Source organism: Ruegeria sp. YKSF131 (assembly GCF_059612645.1).
The window spans coordinates 22,972-33,197 of record NZ_JBXWQZ010000054.1 but is presented as its reverse complement, the minus strand read 5'-3'; the positions used below and the strand labels follow the sequence as shown (position 1 = coordinate 33,197).

The window sequence follows — 10,226 nt, the reverse complement described above, 5'->3', positions numbered from 1 at the left end:
TGTGACGTGGCCGGTCTGGCCGTCATTGTTCAGATCAACACCATAAATGGCCTCGACATCCACGACATTGGCGATGCCGGTCCCGCTAACATATTGTCCCGAAGCATCCGTGGTCCATTCGGCATATGATCCGTTCGCATTTTGCCACAGCACCTTGTAACCGCCACCCGATGCTTCGGCCTGAAGTGCCTGCCAACCCGGCAGGCTGTCTGGCCCAATTGCATTGCCATTGTACGACAGGCCGATGGTACCGTTGATCAGATATTCACCACGAGTTGATGACGCGAATGCTGTCGACCCGCTGGTCTCGATATTGGTTGTGACGTGGCCGGTCTGGCCGTCATTGTTCAGATCAACACCATAAAAGGCCTCGACATCCACGACATTGGCGATGCCGGTCCCGCTAACATATTGGCCCGAAGTATCCGTGGTCCATTCGGCATATGATCCGTTCGCATTTTGCCACAGCACCTTGTAGCCACCGCCCGATGCTTCGGCCTGAAGTGCCTGCCAGCCTGCAAGCGAGTTTTGCCCAATAGACTGACCACCGTAAATCAAAGCAATGTTCGAACTGCCGCCATCCAGCACATAAAGCCCTTGGCTGGCATGTTGTAACGTTGTTCCCTGAGTATCGATATCTGAAAGCTGCATCGCAGACTTGATATTCGACCGGGAATACTGCTGTAGCCCGTCAAGAAACTGGACCAACTCTACGTCGTCTGCAATCGTGAAGGTTGTTCGCGTGATGACGTCCAAAAACTCGTATAAGACGCCGTTTTCAAAGAATAAATAGTTACTTATCGCGCTGACAAATCTGACAGTGTCTGTGCCGGTTCCACCTGTAAACGTGCCTGCGTTGCTTCGCACGACAGCCAGATCATTGCCTTGGTCCCCAAAGACTTGGTCAGCGCCGGTACCTTGGGCCACAAAAATGATATCATTGCCTTGGCCGCCATAGATGGTGTTGTTGTTGCTTCCGTTGGACAGCGAGTGAATGGTGTCGTTTCCGTCGTTCCCACGCAAGACGTTCTGCGCAGTGTTTCCGATAATGATATCAGCGCCCGACCCGCCCGACGCGTTTTCAATCACAACGCCGTGCGCGATTGTGAAACCACCTTTTACCCCAGCGGCAAAGGAAACCGCCCCACCGCCCGTGACGGAATAATCCAAGGTGGCAGCCCTTAGGTCGATCTGTGCGTTCGAACTGCCTACATGCTGGATCGTGTCAATTCCACCAGTATCCCAAATGGCTTGGTACCCAGTTCCTGCGACGTTTGCAGAGGGAAGCGTGTAGGTGTTGCCCCCGGAATTGTGCGATGTATTCGCCCCATACATGGCCTGCAACGCGGCAATATCCAAAGCCCCAAGCCCCGTTGAACCACCGTACGTGGCGTTAAAGTGCAGCCCCCCGTTTTGTGAAGTCCATCCATCGTTATACGACATCACGGTATAGATACCCTGATTGAGGTTCGCTGCGCCAAACGAGTCGAATGGCGACGTTACACCGCTCAACACGGTTGTTCCCAATCCGGTGTCATGAGGATGGCCCAACCCGAGGGCGTGACCTAATTCATGGACCAAAGTGGTAAAGAAATACCCGCCCGGATCACCGTTTCCGTTGAAAGAAGCAGTCCAGTATGACGTATTGAACGCACCATAGGACGTCCCGTTCGATGGCGAATAATGAAATCCGAGAGTTCGCGGGTTATCAAAGAATGAAGAAGGCGCAATAACCTCAACCAAGTCGGCGAAACCGGAGGTGACTTCGACAAAATTAATGTTTGCAACGGCTTCTATTGCGGCCAGCGCCGCACGGAACTCCGCCTTATACTCCGATGACCAAGCCAGTGTATCAGAGAAATGCCCGAAACTGTAGGAAATCACCGTCGTGGTCGACGGATTCCCGTCACCATATGCATAGGTACCCTGGATAGAGCTGAGCGGAGAACTTACGGAAGGTCTGGGGATTGTTGTAACGGTGGCCATTATTCAGTCTTAGAAATTAGGTGTTATTGATTGCGCTGAAACTGTTCGAATAAAGTGTTCTTTTTGGGGCAAGCGCGTACCGGAGCGCCTCCTGCAAACTACAATATTAACGGCAATTCAAGAGTTACCTTCTCGAAGGCCAGACGCATTTTTATTAAGCGCATACATGAAAAAGATTATCGCCAATAAACCGACCGGATAGCGTAAATAGGCCGACTTAATGCACGCAAAATTGATTTTCATGGCGGTCCATACCTGCGACAGTTTTGAGCACCTGTAGTGACAGAAGCAAAGGCGTGCGGATTTCTTCTTTAGTCCCGAACGGCAATTCTTCTCAGATCCCAAAAGTTTGGCTCGAACAAGGTGCCTTTCGTTCCGGGTTTCGAACCCAAGGGCGCGCCAGCACAAAGGGCCCAAATACCCGGAGGGTAAGGGCCCCTAGCTGCGACGCCCAATACCGCCGCTCATGTGCGAAGCAAAGCCTTGCCATGGGTCAGACCGTTCACCTTCTCCAGGATGGAGTCCGCGTCAATGCTATGGTGCCGATAGAGGTCGCCGATTGTCCCTGTCTGGCCAAAATGTTCGACCCCTAATGGGATGGTCTGATGTCCCTGTACGGCACCCAGCCAAGACAATGTCGCGGGGTGTCCGTCAATCACGGTAACCAGCTTGCAGTGGCGCGGCAGACCGGACATCAAAGTTTCGATGTGGGACCGAGCCGTCTGATTGCCGCGCGAACGCGCCCGTTGCGCTGCCGTCCACCCGGCGTTTAGCCGATCTGCTGAAGTCACCGCCAGCACTCCGATGTCTTTGCGTCCTTCGCCCATCACGCCAGTGGCTTTGATCGCTTCGGGTGCAACGGCCCCTTGATAAGCGATTACGACCTCGCAATTCGGGCCCGGCCTCCGCAACCAGTATGCACCATCAATGGCACCTTGACGGAACTCATCGTCCACGCGTTTGCCAGGCTGTTCAATCGGGTTTGTCGTCAAGCGCAGATAAACCGAACCGCCTGTTTCGTCACGCAGCCAGGTGCGTTCGTCCGGCTGCCCTTCGCCGTCGCGCTGAAGATAATCAAAGGCCCATTCCATGATCACGGCCAGTTCATCGGCAAAGGCTGGCTCAAAGGCCGCCAGACCGTCCTGACTCATCCCGATCAACGGTGTGCCAATGGATTGATGTGCGCCGCCTTCTGGGGCCAGCGTAATGCCCGAAGGCGTGCCGACCAGCATAAAGCGCGCATCCTGATAACAAGCATAATTGAGCGCATCGAGGCCGCGGCTGACAAAGGGGTCATACACAGTACCGATCGGGATAAGCCGCTTGCCGAACAGGGAATGCGAAAGGCCCGCAGCACCGAGAAGCAACATGAGGTTCATCTCGGCAATACCAAGCTCGATATGTTGCCCTTCAGGAGTAAATTCCCATTTGGCCGTCGAGGGGATACGGTGTTCAATAAAAGCGTCGGCTTGCTCGGATCTGGCAAACAGTTTGCGCCGGTTTACCCAGGGGCCAAGGTTTGTTGTCCCTGTGACATCAGGGGATGTCGTCAGGATACGCTCGGCCAATTGACTGTCGCCCTTCGACAAGTCATCCAAAATCTTGCCGAAAGCCATTTGGGTCGAGATTTCGCGGCTTGTGTCGATGTCAATAGATGGAACATCCAGCTTGTCATCGAAATAGCGTCGCGGACCTTTGGCAAAGAAGGAAACTTTCGACAGAAAGTCTTTCAGCGCTTCCGGGTCCTGCACTGCCGCAAGTGGCTCCCATTCCTCACCGGCAGGCACGCCCATGTGTTCTTGCCACGCGACGAACTGGCTGTTGTTCATCAGCCCACCGTGGTTGTCCTTGTGGCCCGCAATTGGCGTACCCCATCCCTTGATCGTGTAGGCCAAGAAACAAGTAGGGCGGTCATGTTCGATGGCAGCAAAGGTTTGGGCCATGGTCTCAACGCAGTTGCCGCCGAGGTTTTCCATCAATGCAGCGAGTTCGGCATCTGTGCGCCGCTCGATCAGCGCCGTCACATCCCCCTGATCCCCAAGATCGTCCATGAGGCGCTTTCGCCAAACCTCGCCGCCCATGAACGTCAGGGCCGAGTATTCCTGGTTCGAGCAGGCATCAATCCAGTCTCGCAGCCGATCACCGCCAGGTTCTTTGAAGGCCGCACGCTGCAACACGCCGTGCTTCACGCGCACAACATCCCATCCGAAGGCATCAAAGATTTTCTCAATCCGTTCGAACAATCCTTCACGAACGATGCCATCAAGTGACTGCCGGTTGTAGTCGATAATCCACCACGTGTTGCGCAGGCCATTTTTCCAGCCTTCCTGCAATGCCTCGTATACGTTGCCTTCATCCAGCTCAGCGTCGCCTACAAGCGCCACCATTCGCCCCATCGGGGCATCTGCCCCCCAGTTTTTGGCCTTGACGTAGTCCTGAATGATCGAAGCAAACGAGGTGATCGCGACACCCAAACCTACCGAACCTGTCGCGAAGTCGACATCATCGATGTCCTTTGTCCGGCTGGGATAGCTTTGCACGCCACCAAACCCGCGAAAGTTTTCCATCTTCTCGCGGGTCTGGTTGCCCATGAGGTACTGCATCGCGTGGAAAATCGGTGACGCATGCGGTTTTACCGCAACCCGATCTTCGGGCCGTAAAGCCGAAAAGTAGAGCGCAGTCATGATCGAAACCATCGACGCAGACGACGCTTGATGACCACCGACCTTTATCCCATCAACCTTGGGCCGGATATGGTTGGCATGGTGGATCATCCAATGCGACAGCCACAGCAGACGCTGTTCAACGATTTTCAACTGGTTGGGATCATACGGCATGGTGGTCTCCGGGACTCAGGCGGCACTGCGGGCAGGGTAGGGCAAAGCTTGCTCTAAATCTGCAAGGATATCTTCAACGTCTTCCAACCCGACGGAAAGTCGGATCAGGCCATCGCTGATTCCATGTTCTGCTCGTTCTTCCGCAGTATACGTCGAATGGGTCATGGATGCCGGGTGCTGGATTAGGGTTTCTGCGTCCCCCAAGGACACGGCGCGCTGGATCATGTTCAGGCGGTTCATGAACTTGATGCCACCGGACAGGCCAGACTTGACTTCAAAGGCGATCATGGCCCCCGGCTGCGACATCTGGCGTCGTGCGACATCGTGCTGGGCAAAACTCTCAAGCCCCGGGAAATACACCTCACTGACGGCAGGGTGTGCCTGAAGGTAATCGGCAACAACCTTGGCGGACGCACAGTGGCGATCCAGTCGCAGGTTCAGTGTCTTCAGCCCACGCAGGATCAGCATTGCGTTGAATGGTGCCATCACTGCGCCTGTCATGTCCTTCATGCCGACAAGCCGGATCTCAGAAATCTGCTCGGCGGTTCCGACCACAAGACCCGCGACCACATCGCCATGCCCGCCCAGATATTTGGTGGCGGAGTGAAGGACGATGTCCGCGCCGTGCTCAATCGGGCGGGTCAGATAGGGGCTGGCATATGTATTGTCGACCACAACCTGCGCACCGACAGAATGTGCGATCTCTGAACTGGCGGCGATATCCACCAAGCGCATGTTTGGATTGGCTGGGGTTTCGAAGTAGACGACACGGGTTTTTTCGGAAACAGCGGCTTTCAGGTTCGCGGGGTCCGTCATGTCAACATGGGTAATAGTGACACCCCATTTTGCCAGACCGTGGCGCATGAAAGCGAATGTGCAGCCATAGAGTGTTTTGTCGACAATGACTTCGTCACCTGGCGACAACAGGGTCCAAAATACGGCGGTAATTGCGCCCATCCCGCTGGAAAGCGCGAGCCCAGCCTCGGCACCTTCCAGAACTGCAATGCGCTTTTCAAGAAGGTCACATGTAGGGTTCGATATCCGGCTATAGATATGACCTGCGCGCTCGCCGGCAAACATCTCACCGCCTGCCTCTGCGGTTTCGAAGGAGAAGGTTGAGGTCAAGTGGAGGGGCGGTGTCAGCGCACCATCATTTTCAAATGGGTTGTAGGCATGATGAATGGCGCGAGTGGCAAATCCGGTTGTGTGGGTCACGGTGGGCTCCTGATCTAAGTCGCTATCACTTTGCGCCTTTACTTTGAGCAATGGGTTGCGAATAATGCCACGTTGAGGGCCTACATTGGCATATTATGCTAAAAAATGGAGAGAAGATGGACGCCAAAGACAGGCAGATCATTCGAGCGTTGCAGCGGGACGGGCGTATGACGAACCAGGATCTTGCTGATGAGGTCAATCTGTCTCCTTCACCGTGTTTGCGGCGGGTCAAAAACCTTGAGGCCAGCGGTGTCATCAAGGGATACAGTGCCGATGTGGACGCTGCTGCATACGGGATGGCGATAACCGTCTTTGTCCGCATCCGGCTTGAGCGGCACAATGAAACAGATGTGCAGAAATTCGAAAAACGCGTTCGGATGATCGATGAAGTTCTAGAATGCCACGTGCTGACCGGCGCAATGGATTACCAGTTGCGGGTATTGGTATCGGACCTCGAAGCATACGAAGACTTTATTCGAAACCGAATTCACCCGATCGGCGGGATAGCTTCGATCGACACCAGCTTTGTTTATGGAACAGTCAAGAAAACAGCGGTGTTTCCAGCCTGAGATGGTTTGAGTTCTCGAAAGTGACCCTTAGCATTGAGTTCTAGATTGTTAGGATGCGGAAAAACCAGTTTCGAGTTTCCGTGACTGTGAGTATTACCTCGGTTAGGTAAAATTCGCCGACTGGATGCGTCTCCGTAAAAGTAACATAATCATCATTACGCGAGCTTCCTGCAAATCAAAGGTGAATTAACCCAACACTGCCCGGACGCTCCTCCTACAATTCGCATTACTTCAAAATCTCAAGGTCGGGTCACAACAAAATCCGGCACGATCGCTGCCTGTTTGATCGCTTCCTCGACATCATGCCCGGCGAAGAAACCAAAATCCGAGACAAGTGCCGAAGCCACTCCGGCATGACGCGCGCCCAGAATGTCAGTATGCAAACTGTCACCCACCATCAGAACGCGGGATTTGTTGACAGGCCCAAGTCGCTGAAAAGCAAGATCATAGATATTGCCGAATGGCTTTCCATAAAATTGCGGGGCTACACCTGTCCGGTCGGCCAAACGGTGTGCGAAAAGACCTGGTTCTTTGGAAAAGCCGTACTCGCGCGGGGCAACGATATCCGGGTTGCCCACCAATACCGGGCGGGGGCGGCTTAGCAATGCCGCCTCCAACATCGCCTGCCGGGCTTCGGTCCAGGCGGCTGACCCGATCATCAGAAAACCATCAACAGATTCGTAGGGCTGCGGGTCATCCTCCAGATAGGTTAATTTCAAACCTTCCAAGTCGCGAAGACCGGCGCTGGGTGTCGCCATCAAACCCCAATGCAGCCCACGTTGGCCATTCAGCCCGGACAGCAACGTAGCCCGACTGGTGATCACATCCTGCGGCGCGAAGTCATATCCCAGTCTGGTGTATTTCTCCAACAGCGTGGCGTGGGGAAACCCAGCGGCATTCGACACCACCAAGACACGTTTGCCCGCAGCCTTCAGTGACTTGATCCGTTCGGGCGTTTCGGGGATCGCCGTGTCGCCTATATTAAGAACCCCGAACGCATCCAGAAGAAACACGTCAAACTCATCCTTAATTTCGGAAAGAGTCTCGATACGACGATAGCTCACGTCGTTCGGTTCAATATCTGGAAGGCGGTGCCGGACGGCTTCGTAAGCCTTGAAAGCCTCTTGCGCTGAGAATCCGGTCAAATGATCGCTCCTCGTACTTTTGCCGAAACCCACTCGCTGATCATGACCGCAAAAAGAATTACAATTAGGATCAGGCTCACTTGCGGCCACGCCAGAACGTTAAGCGAGGCCGAAAGCTGCAACCCGATGCCACCGGCGCCAACCAGCCCAAGCACTGTGGACTCGCGAATGTTGATATCCCAACGAAAGACTGCAATTCCGGCAAATGCTGGCAGGATTTGCGGAACGATCCCATACGCCATGACTTGCCACCGCGAAGCACCGGTGGCTGTGATCGCCTCGACCTGACCGTGATCAATCTCTTCAATCGCTTCGTAAAGAAGTTTAGCGCAGAACCCGATTGAACGGATGGCGATTGCTATGACACCTGCGAACACGCCCGGTCCAATTATAGCGATCAATAGCAGCGCCCAGATCAGCGAGTTGATTGAGCGGGTCGAGACAATGACCAACAAGGCAATGGGGCGGATGAACAACGCCGACGGAGTAGTGTTGCGGGCCGCCAAAAAGGCAACAGGTACAGCCAAGCACAGAGCGATGATCGTGCCCAGAGTAGCAATGTTCAGGGTATCCCAGATCGGGCGACCCAACTGGGTGATATAGTCCCATTTGGGCGGCGTTGCTCGGGTCCATATATCGTTGGCGATACGGGGCGCGTCCCAGACAAAAAACCAGGTTGTCGATTCTGAAATGAGCTGCCAACAGTAGACAAAAATCGCTACGCCCAAAAGCCAGCCAAACCAGCGAACCAGGCTTTGGCCCGTCGTCCGCCTGCGCCAGATTTTTGTATCGTCGCGTTCAAGAACAGGCATTACTGAACCCTCGCGCGGATAATCCCCGAAAGGTATTCAAGGGCCATGACGATCCCGATGATAAGGATCAGAATGGCGGCTGCCGTGTCATATTCATATCGATCAAAAGCAGTGTTCAGTGTCGCGCCAATGCCGCCTGCCCCCACCAGCCCGAGAATAGCGCTTTCCCGGAAATTGATATCGATCCGGTACATGGAAAGACCCACAAGCCTAGGCATGATCTGAGGCTGAACCCCGTAGTTGATCCATTGCAGCCATCTTGCACCAGAGGCCTGGATCGCCTCTGCCTGAACTTTGTCCATCGCCTCGATATCTTCAGCCAAGAGCTTGGAAAGAAATCCAATTGTCGCGAAGGACAGCGTCAGAAATCCTGCCAGCGGGCCAAATCCGAAAATGGCCACAAGCAAAATAGCAACGATAATTTCCTGCAGCGCCCGGCTTAACGCGACAATGCCGCGGCAAATTATGTAGATTGGCAACGGGGCGATATTACGTGCAGCCCCCAATCCAATCGGGATCGAAATCAGGATACCAACAACCGACGCGGCCACGGTCATCACAATGCTTTCCAGAAGGCCGGCCCAGATATCTGACCACCGTGAAATGAAATCCGGGCTGGTAAAGGCAAGGACGAACGCCCATCCCCTGTCCAGTCCCTCATAGACCCTTCCCCAATCAACATCGATGGTCATGAAAGCCGCGATCAGGTAAGCGAAAAACCCAAGTATCAATGCCCTGCGCAGCAACGTGTTTTTGATAAAGGCCGGTTTGCGCCAACCTTTTCCCAGCATGTCGTCAAGTTCTCGATGGCTCATTCTGCGGCCTCGACATCTTCATCCTCATCCACTTTTTCGATGGTCGCTTCCCAGTCTTCCTCGCCGTAAATCTCGGTCAGCTTTTCCGGGGTGAGCCCTGTTGGGAGACCATCAAAAACGATTTCGCCAAAGCGGAGGCCTACGACACGGGGAACAAACATCTGGGCTAGTGCCACGTCATGGATGTTGATAATGGCCGCCAGCCCGCGTTCCTGACACAGTTCGGTGATCAACCGCATGATCTGACGACTGGTCTTCGGATCCAGCGACGCGGTCGGTTCATCGACCAGCAACAACTTTGGGTTCTGGATCAGAGCGCGGCAGATACCGACCCTTTGGCGTTGACCACCTGATAACTCGTCCGCGCGTTTGTCAGCCATATGCAACAGTCCCACGCGGTCCAGAAGGCGGAAAGCCTCGTCCACATCGGACTGCGGATACCGCCGCAGAAAGCTGCGCCAGAAACCGACATACCCTAACCGACCGGACAATACGTTTTCCATCACGGTGAGGCGTTCGACTAGGGCATATTCCTGAAAGATCATACCCATTTCGCGGCGTGCTTTCCGCAACGCACCCGAGCCGAGTTTGGTCAGATCCATGTCGTCCAGAAGAACACCGCCGCTTGTGGGCTCAACCAAACGGTTTATGCAGCGGATCATGGTCGATTTACCCGCGCCCGAGGGTCCGATCAGTGCAAGCACCTGCCCTTTGGGAACCTCAAGATCGACGGCCTTCAGTGCCTGATCTCCGGTCTTGTAGGTTTTTGTTAGCTTTTGAAGACGCAGCATAAATTACCCCCGATTAGGGTGATTAGCGGGCCTATTCAGGCCCGCCGGATTGACCA

General features: G+C 54.4%; 8 protein-coding genes. 1 reads left to right on the top strand and 7 read right to left on the bottom strand.

What is annotated here, in order from left to right:
• From AC2FLZ_RS16985 to AC2FLZ_RS16975, 3 genes are all read right to left on the bottom strand, one after another.
• The coding region (locus AC2FLZ_RS16985; protein ID WP_496882460.1) for a M10 family metallopeptidase C-terminal domain-containing protein at window positions 1-1,986 on the bottom strand (1,986 nt) is incomplete at its 3' end.
• Window positions 1,987-2,450: 464 nt separating this feature from the next.
• Entirely contained in the window at window positions 2,451-4,823 is a 2,373-nt protein-coding gene (locus tag AC2FLZ_RS16980) for a thiamine pyrophosphate-binding protein (RefSeq protein ID WP_480625165.1), read from the bottom strand.
• 15 nt (window positions 4,824-4,838) lie between these two features.
• Window positions 4,839-6,038, bottom strand: coding sequence for a methionine gamma-lyase (locus AC2FLZ_RS16975; protein ID WP_496882459.1), 1,200 nt, complete (start codon window positions 6,036-6,038; stop codon window positions 4,839-4,841).
• A gap of 116 nt (window positions 6,039-6,154) precedes the next feature.
• On the opposite strand from AC2FLZ_RS16975, the gene AC2FLZ_RS16970 reads away from it, so the two are divergent.
• Window positions 6,155-6,607 (top strand): Lrp/AsnC family transcriptional regulator, encoded by a 453-nt coding sequence (locus AC2FLZ_RS16970; RefSeq protein WP_209507088.1) that lies wholly within the window; start codon window positions 6,155-6,157, stop codon window positions 6,605-6,607.
• Between the two features lie 239 nt (window positions 6,608-6,846).
• Here the strand turns inward: AC2FLZ_RS16970 and AC2FLZ_RS16965 are convergent, their stop codons facing one another.
• Genes AC2FLZ_RS16965 through phnC form a run of 4 tightly spaced genes read right to left on the bottom strand, consistent with a single transcriptional unit; the run spans window position 6,847 to window position 10,170 of the window.
• Complete coding sequence (locus tag AC2FLZ_RS16965) at window positions 6,847-7,752, bottom strand: HAD-IIA family hydrolase (RefSeq protein ID WP_480519962.1); 906 nt, start codon at window positions 7,750-7,752, stop codon at window positions 6,847-6,849.
• Window positions 7,749-8,564 carry a phosphonate ABC transporter, permease protein PhnE gene (phnE, locus tag AC2FLZ_RS16960; protein WP_480477272.1) on the bottom strand — a complete coding sequence of 272 codons (816 nt, stop codon included), beginning with the start codon at window positions 8,562-8,564 and terminating at the stop codon, window positions 7,749-7,751. The genes AC2FLZ_RS16965 and phnE (AC2FLZ_RS16960) overlap by 4 nt, the downstream gene beginning before the upstream one ends.
• Window positions 8,564-9,379: a phosphonate ABC transporter, permease protein PhnE gene (gene phnE, locus AC2FLZ_RS16955; protein ID WP_480477270.1), complete on the bottom strand. Its 816-nt coding sequence runs from the start codon at window positions 9,377-9,379 to the stop codon at window positions 8,564-8,566. Before phnE (AC2FLZ_RS16955) ends, phnE (AC2FLZ_RS16960) begins: the two co-directional genes overlap by 1 nt.
• Window positions 9,376-10,170, bottom strand: a complete 795-nt coding sequence (gene phnC / locus AC2FLZ_RS16950) for a phosphonate ABC transporter ATP-binding protein (protein WP_480477268.1) — start codon at window positions 10,168-10,170, stop codon at window positions 9,376-9,378. Before phnC ends, phnE (AC2FLZ_RS16955) begins: the two co-directional genes overlap by 4 nt.
• Between the last annotated feature and the right edge of the window lie 56 nt (window positions 10,171-10,226).